Genomic DNA, 20,187 nt, shown 5'->3' with positions numbered 1-20,187 from the left:
GTCGGGTAAGGCGAAGCCGCCACCCGACAAAACACGCGACTCAGAACGTCTCCCAGTTATCCCCCGAAACTGTCGCCGCCGGGCGCAACGGCGCGCTCGTCGCCACTGGCGCTGACGCCACCGCGCGGTTCGGCTTCGCACTGCTCAACCGAAACGCCCCAACCGCCTCGGTCAGACGCGCGCCCTGTTCTTCCAGAGACGCCGCCGCCGCGGAGGCTTCTTCCACCAGCGAGGCGTTCTGCTGGGTCACTTTATCCATCTCCGAAATCGCCTGGCTCACCTGGACGATACCGCGACTCTGCTCATCGGACGCCGCGGCAATCTCCAGCATGATGTCGGTGACGCGCTTCACCGCTTCGACGATCTCATTCATGGTGTTACCGGCGGCAACAACTTCACCGGACCCCTGATCGATCAGTGAAACCGATTCGTTGATCAGGCTTTCGATCTCTTTTGCGGCATTCGCACTGCGGCTTGCCAGGGTGCGCACTTCACTGGCCACCACGGCAAATCCGCGCCCCTGTTCACCCGCCCGCGCCGCTTCTACCGCCGCGTTAAGCGCCAGGATATTGGTCTGGAAGGCAATGCTGTTAATCACGGCGGTGATTTCAGAGATTTTCTTCGAGCTGCTGGAGATATTGCCCATGGTTTTCACCACGCCGGAGACCATCTGGCCGCCGCGGGTGGCTTTCCCGGAGGCATCTTCCGCCAGCTTGCTGGCATGATGGGCGTTATCGGCGTTCTGTTTCACCGTCGCAGTAAGCTGTTCCATGCTGGCGGCGGTCTGCTCGATGGCGGCAGCCTGCTGCTCGGTGCGGGAAGAGAGATCGGTGTTACCGGCAGAGATCTCGCTGGTGCCGCGGTAAATCTCTTCCGCCCCCTGACGCACGGTGCCGACCGTTTTTTCAAGCGAGTGCTGCATGGTTTGCAGATCCCGCGTCAGGCGGCCAATTTCGCTGCGCCCGGCCACGTCGTCCGGCATCGTTAGGTCGCCTTTGGCGATATTCTCGATACGTTTCGCTGCCCGCTGCAGCGGATTGATTACCGTGCGGCGCAGCACGACAAAGGTCATCGCCGTCAGCACCAGCGCCAGCGCAAACGCGCCCACCATAAACATCAGACCCAGCTGCGTGCGGCTGTGCGCCTGCGCCGTTAGCGCATTGGCACGGTCGGTACGGATCTTAATCGCCTTCAGCAGTACGGCGTTGTACGCGTCATCCAGCGGACGCGCCGTTTCGTTTTCATGGTTGATAATCGCTTCGAACATGCCGTTTTTGGCGAATTTGACCATCGGCTGCATGCCCGCGATATAGGCGTCATACCGGGTCTTAAGCTCCGCATCCAGCGCTGCGCCCTCGGCGGTACGCACGGCGCGATTCATGTAGGCGGTAAAGCTCTCCTGGGACTGCTTAATACGCGTTTCCGCCTCGCTGATGTTCTGCTTCATCGCATCCATCTCTGCGATACGGCTTGCCGCACCGGCGTGGATCAGATTGATACGCGCGGTTCGCAGATGGTTTGAGCTGTTCGACAGCCCCATACGCACCTGAATTTCGGATGTGACATCCTGCTGATCGTTATCGGCCTGCAGCAGGAAATACCCTGCCAGACCCGAGCTCAAGGCAAACAGAAGAATAATGCCACCGAGAATGGAGGAAAACAGCGGAACCAGCCTGATGTGATGCAAGAAGCCCAGCTTGCGCTGCGCCAGCATCGAAGTAGTGTTGTCCATGACCGTCGACTCTCTTGTAGGTAAGATGCGTAAAAACACGCCTGTTAAATAGTCATCGGCACGGCAGAGATTTAGATTACGGCTAAAAACGCCGCACTGGTCACACTTTAGAGAAGATTATTAAAGAAATGCCAGCGGCGAAAAACCGCTGGCAGAAGAGTTACTTGTCGCCGAAATGGATAACGGTACGGATGGATTTTCCTTCGTGCATCAGATCAAACGCCTCGTTGATCTGCTCCAGCGGTAAGCGGTGGGTAATGAACGGATCGAGCTGAATCTTGCCGACCATCGCATCTTCAACCATACCCGGAAGCTGGGTACGGCCCTTCACGCCGCCAAACGCGGAACCGCGCCATACGCGCCCGGTGACCAGCTGGAATGGACGGGTTTTAATCTCCTGGCCCGCACCGGCCACGCCAATGATGATGCTCTCGCCCCAGCCTTTGTGGCAGCACTCCAGCGCGGAACGCATCACGTTGACGTTGCCGATACACTCGAAGCTGAAGTCCACGCCGCCGTCGGCCATCTCAACGATAACGTCCTGAATCGGCTTCTCGTGATCTTTCGGGTTCACGAAATCGGTCGCACCCATTTCACCCGCTAGCCTGAATTTCTCCGGGTTGGTGTCGACCGCAATGATACGACCGGCCTTCGCCTGCACCGCGCCCTGAATCACCGCCAGACCAATGCCGCCGAGACCGAACACCGCCACGGTATCGCCCTCTTTGACTTTTGCGGTGTTATGCACCGCGCCAATACCGGTGGTCACGCCGCAGCCCAGCAGGCAGACTTTGTCCAGCGGCGCCTGCGGGTTCACCTTCGCCAGCGAGATCTCCGCGCAAACGGTGTATTCGCTGAAGGTGCTGGTGCCCATGTAGTGATAAACTGGCTCGCCGTTGTACGAGAAACGGGTCGTCCCGTCGGGCATCAGTCCTTTCCCCTGGGTGGCGCGAACGGCCTGGCAGAGGTTAGTTTTGCCGGATTTACAGAACTTACACTCGCCGCATTCCGCGGTGTACAACGGGATCACGTGATCGCCCGGCTTCAGGCTGGTCACGCCCTCGCCCACTTCTACTACAATCCCGCCGCCTTCATGGCCGAGCACCGCCGGGAAGACGCCTTCCGGGTCGTCGCCAGAGAGCGTAAACGCATCGGTATGACATACGCCGGTATGGGTGATTTTGATCAGCACTTCGCCTTTCTTCGGCGGTGCCACGTCAATTTCAACGATTTTGAGCGGCTGGCCGGGGCCAAATGCAACTGCAGCGCGAGATTTCATATGTCTTCCCTTCTTGTCAGGTATGTGGATTTATTTTAGATAAGAGCGCAGTAAATGGCCGACTTCCGCCATGCGAACGGCACGCTGATCCGGCGTGGTTTCCCCCGCTACCAGCTCATCTTTGAGGTGAATTTCAACCATTTCGCCCATCAGGCCATTGGCAGCCCCGCGCACGGCGGCAATTTGCTGCAGGATGGCCAGACAGGGGTCGCCCGACTCCAGCGCGCGTTCAAGGGCATCAACCTGGCCCCGAATGCGGCGGACGCGGGTAAGAATACGTTTTTTATCTTCGGGTGAATGCGGCATACGCCCTCCTGATACTATAGGGGGGTATGGTACCTATTTTGTTACCGCTGTGTAAACCTAAAGATGAGAGGGTTGAGGTTTTGTACAAAACTCGGGGGAGGCATTGAATACGCCAGATAACGAAGCAAAATAAAAAAGCGTAAAGTCTCATCCTGATAAGCCGATAAAAACAGGGTCTTTTTTTAATATAGGGATATTACATGCGTAAACTCATCTCCTCCATTGGGCTCATAGCAGGTATGGCTGTAGCCACACCCGCGGTTCACGCCAGCACGTTGACACAAACGTTGACCCGCTGCGACTCAACCTTTTTCAACGAGATTTATCATCAGCGAGCCAAACTCAGCCGCGTAGCCCCCTTAACGCTCAACAAGCATTCGCAGGCCTGGTTCAAAGCCCCTGAAAACGGCAATCGCACCATCTGGTTTGCTCAACCGCTGCAGGAATTAAATCTGACGGTATCGGGATATTACCTGCAAACCAGCAATCTCGATGAAATCAATTACGGTAAGTACTATTACTGGGGACTCATTTTCAAAGAGTCGCAAGAAGAAGTAATGTCCAGACTTGATCATTTATCCTGGAAAAAGGCGGGAGATGATTATGTTTCTCAGACAATGATTAAAATCAACCCAAACAGTGACTGGGAAGACAACGCGCAGGCGGTGTCAGGTATTGCTCCGGCAAAAGAAAGTACCGAAAAGCTGTTAATGCTTAGCAAAGGTAAAGACGGGACATTATTGCTCTGTACCGTTCAGGGAAATGTAACGCCTGACATGCTGACGACATTACGGCCTGATTTATCCGCAGGGGATGCGAAATGAAAAAGCTAACATGGCTGGTATTACTTATGCTGACAGGTTGTACCGGGACAAGTAAACCCCAGCCCCAGTCTACCCCCAAGCCACCGGCAGGCGTCATAAAAATCCTTGAAGATAAGAAAATTGCTTCGTATATCGATCTTCGGGTGATTTCAACTTATCAGGGTAACGACCGCTTACGCCGCTTTTATTTCATCAATAACTACGCCGAGAAGACACTCATTATAAAACATCCTCCCGTCTACATAGCGAGTTCCCGGGCAATCGACGTGATTAATTGCGACAAAAACCAGCGTGCTATTATGGCGCGAACCTATTTTTCCAAACCGTTCGCAGAAGGTGATGTCGTACATGTGACACAGGATGTAGGACAATGGGAAAGTTACCCGAAAGACTCTCTTTTTGGGATAATAGCGGAAAGCATGTGCAGTATTCCCGTTGAAAAACTCAAGCCAGAGCCAGCGAAAGATAATCGAAAACCGTTACTGGATGAATAAAATCTTCAGGACCTAAGCTTCTATGGACAGACTCGCTCTGCTCTATATTAAAGCGCGGGCTGGGCTGTCCGCTAACAAATAGCCTACCGTCCCCTGACAGCCTGCGCCAGCATCTGCAGTTCCTCCTTCAGCCAGCGGGTCGCGCCCCGCTGGCCGCTGCGTTTATGCGAGTAAATTTTCACTTCAAACGAGCGTATCGAGAACGGTAAAGGAAAAATCCTCAGGCCTGCTGCCTTAACCAGCTTCTCAGCGGCGTATCGAGGGATGGCCATCAGAAGGTCGCTTTCCGCTACGATAAACGGTGCGCTGAGCATCGACGGCGTTTTGATCGCGATTTGTCGGGTATAGCCCAGCTGCTCAAGCCGTACGTCAAGAACGCCCTGCTTCTCATTCCATGGCGTCACCACCAGGTGTCGGGCCGCGAGATACTCCTCCAGCGTGAGACGCGTCCGGCGCGCGTTGCTGATGACCACATACTCATCTTCAAACCAGTCGATCTCTTCCAGCTCCGGGTGCCGGATATCATCCTGAGTGCTGAAGCCCAGCGCCAGATCCACCTCGCCCGCCAGCAGTTCCGTCAGCGCCGGGCTGTGCGGCAGATAGCGCAATTCGAAACGCAAGCCCGGGGCAGTAAGCTGCAGTTTGTGCATCAGCGCCGGGAAAATGCACAGCGCGGTAAAGTCCGTTATCGCAATTTGTAAGCACTCCGAACTGCTGGCTGCATCAAACTCCGGCTGCGGAGTCAGCTCATGATTCAGGAACGACAGTGCGGAAGCAATGGAAGGCGCGAGCTGAGAAGCATACACGCTGGGGGACATGCGATGCCCTTCGCGGAAAAACAGCGGGTCATTCAGGGTGGCACGCAGGCGCGACAGCGCATGGCTGAGCGCGGATGTGCTCAGCGCCAGCTCGTCAGCGGCCAGCCGAACGGAGCTGTGGCGGTAAATCGCGTCGAAAACGGGCAGCAGGTTTAAATCAAGACGTCTCAGGGCCGGATGCATAATATTCATCATTTGTTGATTTCATTGCACTTAATTCTTCAGACAATACGCCGTATGCTTAACGCCATCAATCAAGACGCACGCTAAAAAGCAGGTAAAACAATGAGTATCACCCTTCGCCAGGCACGCCCCGAAGATGCGGCAGCCATTTACGCCATGATTTATGAGCTGGCGGTGTATGAAAAAGCCCCGGAAGAAGTGGTTACCACACCGGAGGAGATCCGGGAAACGCTCTTTGGCGCAGGTACTAAAACCGAAGCGCTGATCGCGGAGTGTGAAGGCAAGATCGCCGGCTATGCCGTGTTCTTCACCAGCTATTCAACCTGGCTTGGCCGCAACGGGATTTATATGGAAGATCTGTATGTTTCCCCAGCTTATCGCGGCCTGGGGGCGGGAAAAACACTGCTGAAACATATCGCCCAGCTCGCCATACAACGGCAGTGCGGTCGCCTTGAATGGAGCGTGCTGGACTGGAACCAGCCCGCCATCGATTTTTATCTGAGCATTGGCGCGCTGCCGCAGTCCGAATGGGTGCGCTACCGTCTTGACGGAGAAGCGTTGCTCAAATTTGCCGAATAGCGGCACGTCATACCCGAGAAGATCCCGCCCCGCGGGATCGCGCTTTCCTGCGTCGATCCCGTCTCAACAGATTATGAATTTATGCTACCCTTCCATAAATTTCATAAACATAGTGCAGAACGCCATGACGACAGCCCCTTTTATCCGCCCTCAACTCACCCTGCCAAACGGCGCTGACAAACTGCTGCTGCACTCCTGCTGCGCCCCCTGCTCCGGTGAAGTGATGGAGGCTATTCAGGCGTCGGGCATTGAGTACACCATTTTCTTCTATAACCCCAATATCCATCCGCAAAAGGAATACCTCATTCGTAAGGAGGAGAATATTCGCTTTGCGGAAAAGCACGGCGTGCCGTTTGTTGATGCCGATTACGACACCGATAACTGGTTTGAGCGCGCGAAAGGCATGGAATGGGAACCCGAGCGCGGCGTCCGCTGCACCATGTGCTTCGATATGCGTTTCGAGCGTACGGCGCTCTATGCGGCAGAAAATGGATTCAGCGTCATCAGCAGCTCGCTGGGGATCTCCCGCTGGAAGAACATGCAGCAGATAAATGACTGCGGCCAGCGTGCGGCGGCGCGCTATCCGGGTATGGTGTACTGGGACTATAACTGGCGTAAACAGGGTGGCTCCTCGCGCATGATTGAGATCAGCAAGCGGGAACAGTTTTACCAGCAGGAATACTGCGGCTGCGTTTATTCGCTCAGGGACAGTAACCTGCACCGTAAGTCACAGGGCCGCCCGCTGATCCGCATTGGGAAACTGTTTTACGGTCAGGATGACAATGAGAAATAACGGGTTCCGGGTATAGAGATATATCCGAAAACCGCCCTTTCAGGTGCCGAATTTAGCCTTTCGTCTGCCGTATCCACAAAGAGCGGCTATCCTTTAACTATCAACAAAAGGAGGCAAAAATGTCTGATTTCGGTACTGATAAAAACACCCAGTTTGCTGAAGACAAAGCAAAAAATAAATTTGATGAACTTGCAGGTTCAGCGCAGCAGCAGTTTGGTGAATTCGTTGATTCACCAAAACATCAGGTTAAAGGTGCTGCTAAAAAATATGCCGCTCAGGCCAGCGATGCCGTTTCCGATGTCACTGAAGCCGTCAGAAACAATCCCCTTACCGGCCTCGTTGCCGCGGGTGCAATCGGTATTGTTCTCGGCTTGTTGCTGGGCCGGAAATAACCCAGGGCCCTTCGGGGCTTTATTTTTTCTTAACTAAACAACCTGACCATGCGGTCTAACTCCTCCTCTTTCACGGCACGCGATAAATAATATCCCTGAAAGTTCTTGACGCCCAGCTCGACTAATTTCTCAAACTTTTCTTCACTATCAACCCCTTCTGCAATACAGTCTGTTCCGGTCATGTCGCTGTAAACCTGTATCGCTTTAATCAAATTATAGTCATTGTCGTTTGCCACAAAATGCTCAACGATGTCCCGATCCAGCTTAAGCCCATCGAAATGCACCTGGCGCACCGGGAACATGGTTTGATGGTTAGAGAAGCAGTCATCCAGGAACAATCGACACCCCGTATTGCGTAAATGCCGCATGGTTTCAGGGATCCTTTTGTCCTTCGTCACGTCAATATCTTCTGCAAATTCAAAAACCAGCTTTTCAGCCCACTGCGGTTTGAGCAGCATGCCAATGGCTTTCCGTGCCATATCAGGCAAAGCATTCCCGGACGCCAGACGAGGCGGAATATTCACTGAAAAATAGTATTTCCCGTTATACTTATTAATACCTGAAACGGCGGCATGGATGACCAACGCCGTAATTTTCAGCCAGATTTCATGATTGGAAACATCCGTTAAAAAACTGGCAGGCTTGACAATTTTACCGTTTTTATTCCAGCGAATCAGGATTTCAAACCCAACCCCTTTTTTATCTCGATCGGTAATAATCTGATATGCCGGGAATATTTCCCGATTACGTAACGCATTAAAAATTTCGGCTTCTTTTTCCGTGAGCCCCACTTTTTGACGCGGGTGTTTATCAGGTTTATCTGCTTTAAAATTGTGCGGATCGTGTAACCAGCGCTTAATTAAACGTAATTTAAGCACACCTTCTTTTCGGTGGGTATAAACCGTTTTATTCGACAACCCCATTCTATCGCACATTTCCTTTACGGACATACCACGATAGAAATTTAATAAAACGTCAATCTCTCTTCTTGTTAACCACTTTAGATTTTCTTCAGAGCCAATATCCATGTAGCGTTCGCGTAATACACGTGAACGATCCTTAAAGCTTTTGTAATGGGTATTAAAACAGCCTACTATGTCCGAAACGCTGGCAACGCGAATCAATGATAATTGATAACTGTTATTTAAAAGACTGCCCAGCGTGCGGTACAGCCAGCCGTCAGGAATATCACCATACAGGGTGACAAGCCGAATAACGGGGAGTGCATTGAGTACCGAGGCCAGTCGCTTCAGGCTTTCCAGGAGATTGACGACACCTTTCCCGAGGAACACCACGATATGGGCATCCTGATTTTTAAGGATATTTTCAACATCCTGTTGGGATACCTCATCTCCGTTAAAGTGAATTTGGGAAGCGTGGATTCCGTACTTATTGAGGATCGAACAATACCCCTGAAATGTGAAGCCGCAGGCTGAGATGACAAATTTATGTTCATCGCAAACCCCATTTTTGAGAGACATTTTTTGGGTCATAACCTGCTCCTGGGCACCAAAGCGCCATTTCTGTTTGAGTATGCGTAAAATCTATTTCATCTGTTGCGTAGTATAATTTTACAGTAGCACCCAGGGTTAAGAAACTGTTATCAGTCTAATTCACCGGAACATCTTTGCGTTAATCACAAACGTTTAACTATACTTTTCTTTTCAAATAACCACGGCAAATATTTTATTCTCAGGGTATAATGAAAATTCCGAAAAAGAAGACTGGACACTTCATCTATCGGCTCATTCAAATACGAGAAAAATGCTATGGATAATCATATCTCATCCAGGGCCTTGCTACATCGAAGGGATGTCATAAAGAGCAATCCACGATTCGGTGAGGCAATATTAGAGCACTACACAATTAATGACACCATCTACAAAAAACAACCTTTGTTCTACAAGACAATGCTACAGGAATCACGGTTCAACATTATCCTCTCCATGTGTTGTTTTATTTTTGGCAATCAGGCCGAGTCAGTTTCTGAAATTAAAGAGTTATGTTCTCGCTATAAGATAGCCAGCCCCAACAGCGTTATTGCGATCATTACGATACTCAGAACCACCGGGCGCATCAGGACCTGGCGCTGTACAGAAGACAGACGAAAGACGAGAATCGCGCCAACCGAAAAAGGCCTGAATGAACTAAAGCGTTATATGTCCGGCGCTTTTTTGCCCGTCAGCATTCTTTATCCGACATTTAATATTAATGTAAACCTGCTGGACAATGATATTTTGAGAAGTAACTTCTTCCGCCGCGCGGCAGAATATCTTTTTCGGGGATTAACGTTCAGAAAGGTTTTGCCTGAAGTAGGATTATTTATTGATAAAGATGGTGGCCGTATGATTATGCTTTATCTTTACCTGCAGGCTATGAAAAACAAATCCGCCCATGGTGCCGTTATTGACTATTCAGCCAGCACGCTCGCAAAAGAATTTTTTGTATCGCGCATCCACGTCAACCAGATTATCAAATCAGCTCAGGAGGCGGGCTATCTGAAAGATCGGGGTGATGGTCGGCTATCGGTCTATCCGGCGTTTATCGAACTCGTCGAAAATTATGCCGGATTATATTTTGCGTATGTCACGCATTACATCAACGTGGTTCCTAAAGAGCGACGCCACCCTCACAACGTGACGTCAACCGTATAATCCACCAGGCGTTCGGTGTTCCGAACGCCCTTCACCTATCTTTCCCGCAGCGCCTCTTTTGCCTTGTTCAGCGGTTTCAACAGATAATCCAGAATGGTTTTGCTGCCGGTTTTAATGTCTACGGTAGCAATCATGCCCGGAAAGACCGGAAATTCCTGACCCTGCTTATTGGTCAGATGGTTACTGTCGGTACGAATATAGACGCGATAGTAATAAACATCTCTTTTCACCTCATCCTGCAGGGTGTCCGGTGAAATCATGGTCACTTCCCCTTCCAGCCCGCCGTAAATGGAGTAGTCATAGGCCGTCACTTTCACCAGCGCCTTCTGGCCAGGATGGATAAACGCCACATCGCGCGGCGAAATTTTCGCCTCAATCACCATCTGATCGTCAAGCGGAACCAGACTCATCAGCTTGCCGTTCGGCGGGATGACGCCGCCCACGGTCGTGACGTCAATATCCTTTACGATCCCGCGAACCGGCGCATTGAAGGTCAGTCGGGTCAGGGAGTCTTCCCGACCCTTCATCACCGAACGCTGGGCTTCAATCTCCGCATTGGCTTTCGCCAGCTCTTCACGGGCGCGGACGTAATACTGGTTTTTCATCTCGGTGATTTTATTCTCAAGCTCATTTTTTTGACGCTCAAGACGCAGCACCTCCACCTTGCTGGCCGCCCCCTGGGTCACCAGCGGACGGGTCAACGACAGCTCGCGTTGCACCAGCTCGGCACCCTGACGTAAACCAGCCAGCCCCTTTTCAAGGCTCTCGCGACGGGACTGATAGAGCGCCGTTTCCTGCTTAACCAGCTCAACGTCGTCATCCAGCTCCTCGGGAAACGTCAGCTCCGTGTCGTTAACTTCGGCCTTTAGGCGTGCCGCCGTGGCCAGCGCCGCATTCAGACGCGACTCGCTCTCCAGCACGCTCGACTCGGTTTTTGTCCGATCAAGCTGCGCGAGCTGCTGGCCGCGCTCGACGATGTCGCCTTCGCGCACCATCAGGCTGTGGATAATGCCGCCTTCCAGGGACTGGATGACCTGCTCATGAGAAGACGGTATCACCTTACCGCTGCCGGTCGTCACCTCATCAAGTTGGAACAGGCTCGCCCAGGCGATAAACGCCGCCAGCAGGGCGAACAGCGACCATGCCACCAGCGTGGCGCGCGGAAGGCGCGGCTCTTTCAGTCGGCTATTAAAACGGGAGAAATCATTCATGCTGCGCCCTCCTCTGCAACCGCCGCCGGTTTCATGGTCACGGTGCGCTGTGCTGTCTTTTGCGGCGCCATGCCGTGCTGGTGCAGGATGGCGTCGCGCGGGCCGTCCATCACGACCTTGCCGTTTTCCAGCACGATGATGCGGTCGACCAGGTCCAGAATCGGCAGGCGATGCGTCGCCACCACCAGCGTCCGGCGCTTACCCAGCCATGTGTGAAGATGCTGAATAAACTGCTTCTCGCTCATTTCGTCCAGCCAGGCGGTAGGCTCGTCCAGCAGCAGAATAGTCGGCGAGGTGATCAGGGCGCGCGCCAGCAAAAGCGCCTGACGCTGTCCGCCCGAGAGTCCCGTTCCGCCCTCGTTGATGATGGTGTTCAACCCCATTTTCTGTTTGCGCACAAACTCCAGCGCGCCGCTGTTGACCAGCGCCTGGTGAATCTCATCGTCGGTCGCCAGCGGGTTGCCCATCAGGATGTTGTCCCGCACGGAGCCAAAGAACAGACGGGCCTGCTGGCTCAGCAGCTGCATGTCGCGACGCACGTCGGCCGGGTCGAGATGATTAAGGGCAATATCGTCCAGCAGAATGCTGCCCTGCTGCGGCTCCTGCATGCCCGCCAGAAGCTGTAGGAGCGTGCTTTTGCCGGAGCCATTGCGCCCGAGCACCGCCACGCGTTCTCCGGCGCGGATCTGCAGCTTGCTGATGTTGAGCACGGTGAGTTTCTCTTCCTCGTCGTAATAAAACCCGACGTCCTCAAGCGCATAGTCGCCGCGCAGGTGGGCTTTGTGCACCTTCTTGCCGTGCTGCGGATCGTCAATCGGCCGCTGCATCAGGTCGTCCAGCCCCTTGCGGGCCACTTTTGCCGACTGCCAGCGCGAGAGCACGCCTGAGATCTGCGACAGCGGCGCAATGGTCCGCGACGCCAGAATCGAGGTGCCCACCAGCGCACCGGTGGTCATGTCGCCGCTGATGACCAGATAGCAGCCCACCAGCAGCACCACCGCGTAAACAATCGACTGCACCTCCTGCGTCCAGGTGAGCAGCAGGCCCGTCAGCCAGCGCTGCTTCATGCCGACGCTGGCGGCGACGTCGTTGGTGTTATTCCACTGGTTCTGGAAACGCTGCTCGGCGCGCATCAGCTTGATGTCTTCAATGCCCTGCACCGCTTCCACCAGCGTGGCGTTACGAATGGCGGATTCACGCATCCCTTCGCTGGAGAGTTTCCCCAGCGGGCGCTGCACCAGCAGGCCAGGAATAAGCAACAGCGGCACGGCGAGCAGGACCACCAGCACCAGCGGACCGCCAATCATCCACAGAATGAAGACGAACAGCAGGAAGAACGGCAGATCGGAGAGGGCCGCAATGGTCGTCGAGGTGATCAGCTCGCGCACCGACTCCAGCTCGCGGATCTGCGCGATAAACGATCCGGTTGATTTTGAGCGTGCGCCGTTTTTAATCCGCAGCGCGTGGGCAAAGACGCGTTCAGAGATGCGCAGATCGGCGCGCTTCCCCACCACGTCAGAAATGTGCACGCGCAGCATGCGCATGATGAATTCGAACACGATGGCAATCATCACGCCGCCGAACAGCACCCACAGCGTGGCTTCTGACTGCGACGGTACCACCCTGTCGTAGACCTGCATGGAGAAGACCATGCCGGAAAGCGCCAGGAAGTTGGCGACCAGCGCCACCAGCATAATGTCGCCGTAGCGTCGCCAGTCCTTCAGCGCCAGCTGCCAGAACCAGTTTTTTTCATACGGTTTGATGTAGTCATCCACGCGGGCATCCGGCGTGGACTCGAGCGGGCGCAGCACCATCAGGCCCTTTAATCGCGACCCGAGCGCCTCGCGCGTCAGCGTCGTCTCCAGGCCGCCGTCGCCGCTGAACTGCAGGCTGACGTTGCCTTCGTTGTCCATGCGGTTGATCACCGCAATCTGCCCGCCGGTGAATTCTGCCAGCAGCGGCAGGCGCCAAGGATCGAGGGATGCCGCTTCCGCCGCCACCACACGCATCCCCAGCCCAAGCTGGCGCGCCATCTCCTCCAGCACCAGCTGGCGCGGCGACTGGCTTTCATGGTTAATCGTGACCCGAACGTGCTCCACCGAAAAGTCCAGCCGGTAGTGCTTCGCGATGATGAGCATGCCCTGCAGCCAGGGTTCGTACTGTGGATGTGTCTTCATAATCTCCGGGGTAACGCAATTCGTGTAAAGAAACGCCAAAAGGCCGCGGGGATTGCTCCCCGCGGCGTTGTTTTACGCAATTAACAGTTGATGGTTCGCCAGCAGCGTTGCCAGATCCGTCTGCACGCCGTTCAGCGTCACCAGGGTGGTTGGCGAGAACTGACCGCCGGTACCGTCCAGGTCAACCTGGATCTCGGTATTGCTGCCGTTCTGCACCACACGGATGTAATCGCTGATATTGCCCGCGCTGCTGTCCAGCGTGGCCACGCCGTTCACATAGCTCGCCGAGCCCGTGCCGGTATAGCCGCTGCCGGAGAGCAGATCGCGCAGGTCAATACGATCCGTGTCCGCCGTCCCTTCCCAGGTGCCGACCGTAAAGCCGTTCACCACGTCGTGACCGTTACCGCCCGTGGCGTCCGAGGCGTTGATCAGCTTGTAGAGCAGCGTATCGTGACCGCCGCTGCCGATGTTGAAGGTGTCATTTCCGCCGCGGCCTTCGAACCGGTTATCACCGCTGTTGCCGGTGATGACGTCGTCGTAATCCGAGCCGTTAATCCCTTCGATGTTCAGCAGACGCGTGGTGCCGAAGCCGGTGTCCTGCGCGGTTGAGAGGCGCAGGTCCACGGTCACGCCAGAGGTCGCGTTGCGGTAATCCACCACGTCCATCCCACCGGTGTTGCTCCAGGTGTCATGGTCGGAATGGGTAGTCCAGCCGCCGGAACCGTTGTAGGTATAGGTACCCTGCTCTGCGATAAAGGTGTCGTTATACCCGGTTCCGGTAATGGTTCCGCTGTGGCCGCCTGTGGCCGCTTCGGCCGTCAGGACGTAGCCCTCTTTGCCGTTGCCCGCTTCCAGACCGCTCCAGGTGACGTTATCCGACACGCCGTTGGTGATCTTCAGGATCTCGGCCGAATAGGTTTCATTCGGATCCAGCCCGTAGAAGCTCACCAGCGCGGAGGTGTCGTTCGACCCGATACCGGACTGGGCGTTAATGATCTGCGAGGCCACCAGCACGCCCGCGGCGTTGTACAGGTTGACCGTATTGCCGTAGTAGGCGTTGATGCCCTCGCTGTCGACAATGTGCAGATGCATCGCGGTGCCATCAGCAATGGTTTTGCTGTTTTGCACCAGCACCACCTTGCCGTTCTGCTGAGAGACCAGCAGATCCTGCGCGCCGTCCCAGTTGTAGTCCACTGCCGCCACGCCGGTGACGTAAGCAATGCCGGACGCCAGCTGGCTTGAGGTCCAGGTAGAGCCGTAGCCGTTGTTGGTGAACAGGGTCGCCGTCTGCGAGCCGCCGTAGGTGCTGAGCTTGATGATGTCCATCTGCCCGTCACCGTTCCAGTCCACCGCCACCGACAGATAGCCCGCCGAGGCGTTAGAGGCCTCGACCGCGCTCTTGGTGGCCGAGAGTTTCCCGGTGCCGTCGTTGTAGTAGATCACCCCGCCGTTGTTGTTGTAGCTGCTGCCCAGGTACAGATCCATGTAGCCATCGCCGTTGAAGTCCGCCCACGTCATGGACGCCGCCGTGGTGGTATTCGAGGCGTTGGGCACAAACACGTTCGTCAGGTTCTGACCGATGGAGAGCGTGCCGTTGCCGTTGTTGTTGATCACGGTTAACGAGTACGCGCCGCTGCGGTTAGTGTGCTGAACCACATCCACGGTGCCGTCATTGTTAATATCGACGCCGGAGATTTCACGCATGGTGGTGAACTGTCCCCAGAACCCCGCGCCGCCGTAGGTGCCGTCAGGCGAGAGTACCCCGTTGTTGTTGATCAGATAGGTAATGGAGTCCGCGCCGGAGTCACCGTACGCCAGGTCCAGATACCCATCCCCGGTTTTATCGTAGGCAATCACGCCGCCGAACCAGATGGTGGTGCCCATTGCCAGCTGGCTGGCGTTATAGGTGCTGCCATCGTAGGTCCACATCACCTGCGTTGACCCGGCGTAGGTATTTTCCGTCGCGAAAATGTCCTGCGTGCCGTTACGGTCAAAGTCGGCGGCGGTCTGGCTCACCACGTAGTAGTTACGGGTGTTAGTCAGCGTATTGCCGGCATAGGTCGAGCTATCGCTGCTGGAGTAAGACTGGCCGTTAGCGATGATATTCCACAGACCGCTGCTGTTCATGCCGAGGGTCATGGTGGAGTTGTTGCTGTTCCCCGCCGTGGTTGCCCAGTCGGTGTTCACCGAGGTGGTATCAATCACCAGGCTGCCGGTCGCCGTACCGGTGGTATTGCCGTTACCCGCGCTGCTCTTCACCTGCGCGGTCACGCTGTAGCTCGCCACGCTCAGCGCATCGCCGTCCGGGATCTGCAGATACCAGGTGTTGTGATCCGGGTCGACCACCACCGCACCGCCCGTCTGGGAGGTGTAGGTTTTGCCGTTCACCGTCACCACCAGGTATTCACCGTTCACCAGGTCAGCGGAGACGGTACCGCTGACGATCGGCGTGGTATCCGACGTGGTCTGCGCGGTAATCGCCGCCGTGGTGGTCGGAATGCTGGTATCGACGTTCAGCACAAAGCCGTCCGATTCCGTGTAGTTTCCGGCCCTGTCGGTGACGCGCACGATGTAGGTGTGATTCCCGTCGCTCAGGCCGTTGTCCTGGAAGGACCAGCTTGCGCTGCCGTTCATGGTCACCTGGCCGAGCAGAACCCCGTCACGGTAAAGCTGCACGATCTCGCCGTCGTCCGGGGCGCGGTTCAGCGTCCCGTTGATCAGCGGCGAGTTATCGTCCGTTGCCACCGCGCTGCCAAAGGTGCCCTGACGCTCGCCTTCGCCGTCGGTATAGCTCACGACCGTACCGACCGTGGTCGGCGGCGTGGTGTCTACCGTGACGACCTGAGACGCGGTGGAACCCACGTTGCCCGCCTGGTCGATAATCCGCACCTGGTAGGTGTAGTCTCCGTCAGGCAGATCGCGGGTATCGGTGTAGCTCCAGCGCTGGTTGGTGACCGTGGCGTCTGACCAGGTATTCCCGCCGTCCAGGCTGATCTGCACGCGCTCGTCGCTTGCCAGCGCGCTGCCCAGCGAACCGTTGAGGGTCAGCGTGGTGTCCATGGTGATGAAATCACTCCCGGACTGGCCGGTGTCTTCGCTGATGCTGTCGATGGTGATGCCGTACTGCGGCGCCTGGGTATCCACCGTCACCGCCTGCGAGGTGGTGGCCCCGACGTTACCCGCCTGGTCAACGACCCGCACCTGGTAGTTATGGCTGCCGTCGGTCAGGGTACGCGTGTCGCTGTAGCTCCACTGCGTACCGCTTACGGTGGCGTATACCCAGGTCGTGCCGCCGTCCATGCTCACCTGCACAAATTCACCCGCGCCGAGTTCTGCGCCGAGCGTTCCGTGCAGCGTGTACGAGGTCGAACTGGTCAGGAAGTCGTTATTATCGAAGCCGGTATCCACGGTAATGTTATCCACGGTCACCGTAATCGCCGCATCCGGGGCGACCGTATCGACGGTCACCTGCTGATGGGCGCTGGCCCCCACGTTACCGGCGGCATCCACCACGCGGACGTAGTAGTCATAGGTCTGGTTACCCAGCGTGCGGCTATCGACGTAGTACCAGCTGTTGCCGGTGACGATCACGTTCTGCCAGGTGACGCCGCCGTCGATGCTGATCTGGGCGTATTCGCCGTCGGCCAGCGTCGCGCCGAGCGAGCCGTGCAGCGTCAGGGACGTGTCGCGAGTGATAAAGTCGCTGCTGCTCAGGCCGGTATCGTCGCTGATGCTGTCGATGGCGATCGTTTTGCTGGCGTCCGGTGCAACCGTATCAATGGTCACCACCTGAGAGGCGGTGGCGCTGATGTTGCCCGCATCGTCAATCACGCGCAGCTGGTAGTTGTAATCCCCGTCGGCCAGCGTGCGCCCATCGACATACGTCCAGCTCAGGCCGCTGACGCTGACGTCGATCCAGGTGACGCCGCCGTCCAGGCTGATCTGCGCGTGGTCGCCGCTGACCAGCGACGCGCCGAGCGTGCCTTTAAGGCTGATCTGGTTGTCGCTGGTGATAAAGTCGCTGCCGGACAGGCCGGTATCCTGCGTAATGGAATCCACGGTAATGGTGGTTGCCGCAGGCTTCGTCAGGTCAATCACCACGTCCTGGCTGTCCGTGGCCCCCACGTTGCCCGCGTTATCAATCACGCGGACCTGGTACTGATACGTCCCGTCCGTCAGGGTGCGGCCATCGGCGTAGCGCCAGGTGGTGCCGGTCACGGTCAGGTCGATCCAGGTGACGCCGCCGTCGAGGCTGATCTGCGCCTTCTCGTTATTGCCGAGCTGCGCGGTCAGCGAGCCGTTGACGACGACCTGGCTGTCGTTGGTGATGAAATCCGTTGCGCTCAGGCCGGTGTCGTTTTGCAGCGAATCAATGCTGATCCCCATCGACGGCGCGGTGAGATCCACCGTGACGGTATGGTTATCGCTGGCGCTGTTGCCGATGGTGTTGCTGACCTGCGCGTTAATGACGTAAGAACCGCCGTCTGCCAGCGCGGACACGTCAGCGCTGCTGACCGTGTAGCTCCAGGTGCCGTCCTTCTGGACGGTTGCCGCATAGGTTTTGCCGTTCAGCGTGAGGGTCACCGTCTGGCCTGCAGGCGCATCGGTGGTGCCGCTGACGACCAGCGGCGTGCCGTGCTCGGCGGCGTTGACGATGTCGTCCTGTGCAAAGGTGTTAATGGTGATGGTTGGGACATCGCCGTTCAGCGTCACGTCGTGCGTTGCGCTGCCCGGGTTGCCCGCCCTGTCGCTTACCGACGCGGTGATGGTGTACTCCCCGTCGCTCAGGCCGAGGAAATCACGGCCCGGTACGAAGACCGACCACGATCCGTCCGCCCCGACGGTCGCCTGATAGCTGTGCCCGTTGAAGGAGACGGTCACCGTCTGGCCCTGTTCCGCCGTGGTGGTGCCGCGGATGGTCTGGCCCGCCAGCTGCTCCGCGTTGTTGACGATATCGTCATCGGCCACGGTGCTGATGGTCACGGTTGGCGCGACGGTATCCACCGTTAAGGTGTGCGTGGTCTGGCCGCTGTTACCGGCTTTGTCGTTGACCGAAGCGGTGACCGTCAGCGCGCCCTGGCTCAGGGTGGCCAGGTCGGCTGCCGGCACGTCGAGCGTCCAGGTGCCGTCGCTGCCGACAAGCGCAGTGTAGGTTTTTCCTCCCAGCGTCACGGTAACGGTCTGACCCGCCTCCGCGCTGGAAGATCCGTGCACGGTCAGCGGCTGCTGCGCTTCCGCGGCGTTCAGCATGTCGTCAACCGACAGCGTCCCGATGCTCACCACCGGCGCAGTGGTATCCACGCTGATGCCGTGCGTTGCCGACGCGCTGTTGCCCGCGCTGTCCTGTGCCGACACCGATACCTGATAGCGTGCGCCATCGGCCAGAGCGCCCACGTCGGCGGCCGGTACGGTGGTCGTCCAGGTGCCGTCGCTCTGGATCGTAGCCGTATAGGTCTTGCCGTTCAGGGTCACGGTGACCTGGGTCCCGCTGGCGAACTGCGCGCTGGAACCGTTAATCACCAGTGACGAACCGGCTTCAGCCGCGTTGATGACGTCGTCACCGCTAACGGTGTTCACCGTCAGCGCCACGGAGGCGGTGTTGACCACCACGTCATGGGTCTGGGTGCTGCTGTTACCCGCGCTGTCGGTAATGGTCGCGCTGAGGGTCACGGTGCCGTCGGTCAGCGCGGAAATCACGCTGGCCGGAACGCCCACGCTCCAGTTGCCGCTGGCGTCAACGGTGGTGGTGTACTGGTGCGAACCGAGGGTGATAACCACTTTATCCCCGACGTTCGCGCCGGTTGCCGACCCGCTGACGATCTGCGCCTGGCCGTGCTCCACGCTGTTAATCACGTCATCGCCCGCCACCACGTTAAAGCTGACGGTCGGCGGCGTGGTATCAAGCGTAATCGTCTTACCCGCGCTGCCCGGGTTCCCCGCCGCGTCGCTCACGCTCACCTGCACGGTGTAGCCGCTATCCGCCAGTGCGGTCAGATCGCTGCCCGGCACGTTCACGCTCCAGACGCCGCCCTGCTGCACCTGCGCGGTATAGCTCTTACCGCCCAGCGTCACGGTGACCGTCTGCCCGGCTTCCGCCGTGGTGGTGCCGGAGATAGCAACGCCCGCAGCCGCTTCGCTGCCGTTAATCACGTTATCGCCTGCGACCGTATCAATGGTCACGGTTGGCGCCGTCGCGTCCACGCTGTACTCCCGGCCCGCCGACGCGATGTTGCCGTGCGCGTTGGTGACGCTCACCTGCACGCTGGCGTCACCGTCTTTCAGGCCCGCGAGATCCGCGGACGGCACGGTGGCCGTCCAGTTACCGTCGGCATCCACCTTAGCGGTGTACGTCTTGCCGCCGAAGGTAACGGTAACGGTCTGGTTTTCCTCCACGTTAGACGTGCTGCCGGAGAGCACCAGATCCGCGCCTTTTTCCGCCGCGTTAATCACGTCATCGGTGGCAATCGCATCGATGCTGATAGCCACCGCCGCCAGATCGACGGTCACGTCATGGCTGATGGTCACCGGGTTGCCCGCCGCGTTCTGGCCTGCCACGATCACGGTGACCGTACCTGCTGCGAAGGCCGCGACGTCTGCCGCCGGGATCGCCGCGCTCCAGGAGCCGTCTGCCAGCACGGAGGCCGCATAGGTTTTGCCATTGACGGTCACGGTGAGCGTTGTGCCTGCCGCCAGCCCGTCGCTGGTGCCGGAGACGATCAGGTTTTGAGTATGTTCGATGCTGTTG

General features: G+C 56.9%; 14 protein-coding genes. 6 read left to right on the top strand and 8 right to left on the bottom strand.

Annotated features, from left to right (window positions below; translation table 11 throughout):
• Positions 1–40: 40 nt before the first annotated feature.
• From HMPREF3143_RS19585 to HMPREF3143_RS19575, 3 genes are all read right to left on the bottom strand, one after another.
• The gene (locus tag HMPREF3143_RS19585) at positions 41–1,732 is read right to left on the bottom strand and encodes a methyl-accepting chemotaxis protein (protein ID WP_070534137.1); all 1,692 of its coding nucleotides are present in this window, start codon (positions 1,730–1,732) and stop codon (positions 41–43) included.
• A gap of 160 nt (positions 1,733–1,892) precedes the next feature.
• Positions 1,893–3,011, bottom strand: a complete 1,119-nt coding sequence (locus HMPREF3143_RS19580; protein ID WP_070534136.1) for an S-(hydroxymethyl)glutathione dehydrogenase/class III alcohol dehydrogenase — start codon at positions 3,009–3,011, stop codon at positions 1,893–1,895.
• Positions 3,012–3,041: 30 nt separating this feature from the next.
• A complete protein-coding gene (locus HMPREF3143_RS19575) occupies positions 3,042–3,317 on the bottom strand; it encodes a metal/formaldehyde-sensitive transcriptional repressor (protein ID WP_021242544.1) in 276 nt (91 codons plus the stop codon).
• 200 nt (positions 3,318–3,517) lie between these two features.
• Here HMPREF3143_RS19575 and HMPREF3143_RS19570 point away from each other — a divergent pair, with 200 nt between their 5' ends.
• Both HMPREF3143_RS19570 and HMPREF3143_RS19565 read left to right on the top strand, forming a co-directional pair.
• Positions 3,518–4,141, top strand: coding sequence for a hypothetical protein (locus tag HMPREF3143_RS19570; RefSeq protein ID WP_070534135.1), 624 nt, complete (start codon positions 3,518–3,520; stop codon positions 4,139–4,141).
• Positions 4,138–4,635, top strand: coding sequence for a surface-adhesin E family protein (locus HMPREF3143_RS19565; RefSeq protein WP_252909158.1), 498 nt, complete (start codon positions 4,138–4,140; stop codon positions 4,633–4,635). Before HMPREF3143_RS19570 ends, HMPREF3143_RS19565 begins: the two co-directional genes overlap by 4 nt.
• A gap of 83 nt (positions 4,636–4,718) precedes the next feature.
• On the opposite strand, the gene HMPREF3143_RS19560 is transcribed toward HMPREF3143_RS19565, so the two are convergent.
• A complete protein-coding gene (locus tag HMPREF3143_RS19560; protein ID WP_070534134.1) occupies positions 4,719–5,648 on the bottom strand; it encodes a LysR family transcriptional regulator in 930 nt (309 codons plus the stop codon).
• 90 nt (positions 5,649–5,738) lie between these two features.
• Here HMPREF3143_RS19560 and HMPREF3143_RS19555 point away from each other — a divergent pair, with 90 nt between their 5' ends.
• The 3 genes from HMPREF3143_RS19555 to HMPREF3143_RS19545 all read left to right on the top strand — a co-directional run bounded on the left by HMPREF3143_RS19555 (position 5,739) and on the right by HMPREF3143_RS19545 (position 7,400).
• Positions 5,739–6,215 (top strand): GNAT family N-acetyltransferase, encoded by a 477-nt coding sequence (locus HMPREF3143_RS19555; protein ID WP_070534133.1) that lies wholly within the window; start codon positions 5,739–5,741, stop codon positions 6,213–6,215.
• A gap of 124 nt (positions 6,216–6,339) precedes the next feature.
• Positions 6,340–7,008, top strand: coding sequence for an epoxyqueuosine reductase QueH (locus HMPREF3143_RS19550; RefSeq protein WP_008502293.1), 669 nt, complete (start codon positions 6,340–6,342; stop codon positions 7,006–7,008).
• A 119-nt stretch (positions 7,009–7,127) separates the two neighbouring features.
• Entirely contained in the window at positions 7,128–7,400 is a 273-nt protein-coding gene (locus HMPREF3143_RS19545; protein WP_008502294.1) for an ElaB/YgaM/YqjD family protein, read from the top strand.
• Positions 7,401–7,429: 29 nt separating this feature from the next.
• On the opposite strand, the gene HMPREF3143_RS19540 is transcribed toward HMPREF3143_RS19545, so the two are convergent.
• Positions 7,430–8,893, bottom strand: coding sequence for an EAL domain-containing protein (locus HMPREF3143_RS19540; RefSeq protein WP_070534132.1), 1,464 nt, complete (start codon positions 8,891–8,893; stop codon positions 7,430–7,432).
• 276 nt (positions 8,894–9,169) lie between these two features.
• Between HMPREF3143_RS19540 and HMPREF3143_RS19535 the strand changes: the two genes are divergently transcribed.
• Positions 9,170–10,054 carry a helix-turn-helix domain-containing protein gene (locus HMPREF3143_RS19535; RefSeq protein WP_070534131.1) on the top strand — a complete coding sequence of 295 codons (885 nt, stop codon included), beginning with the start codon at positions 9,170–9,172 and terminating at the stop codon, positions 10,052–10,054.
• Between the two features lie 35 nt (positions 10,055–10,089).
• Here HMPREF3143_RS19535 and HMPREF3143_RS19530 read toward each other — a convergent pair whose 3' ends face one another.
• From HMPREF3143_RS19530 to HMPREF3143_RS26030, 3 genes are all read right to left on the bottom strand, one after another.
• Positions 10,090–11,265 carry an HlyD family type I secretion periplasmic adaptor subunit gene (locus HMPREF3143_RS19530; RefSeq protein WP_021242553.1) on the bottom strand — a complete coding sequence of 392 codons (1,176 nt, stop codon included), beginning with the start codon at positions 11,263–11,265 and terminating at the stop codon, positions 10,090–10,092.
• Positions 11,262–13,442, bottom strand: coding sequence for a type I secretion system permease/ATPase (locus HMPREF3143_RS19525; protein WP_070534130.1), 2,181 nt, complete (start codon positions 13,440–13,442; stop codon positions 11,262–11,264). The genes HMPREF3143_RS19530 and HMPREF3143_RS19525 overlap by 4 nt, the downstream gene beginning before the upstream one ends.
• A gap of 72 nt (positions 13,443–13,514) precedes the next feature.
• A partial coding sequence (locus tag HMPREF3143_RS26030; RefSeq protein WP_254668444.1) for an Ig-like domain-containing protein occupies positions 13,515–20,187 on the bottom strand: 6,673 nt, incomplete at its 5' end.

Origin of the sequence: Enterobacter sp. HMSC16D10 (assembly GCF_001807145.1) — a bacterium.
GTDB classification, from domain to species: Bacteria; Pseudomonadota; Gammaproteobacteria; order Enterobacterales; family Enterobacteriaceae; genus Enterobacter; species Enterobacter roggenkampii.
Note: the sequence above shows the minus strand (reverse complement) of the source record. Positions and strands in the feature narration are given on the sequence as shown.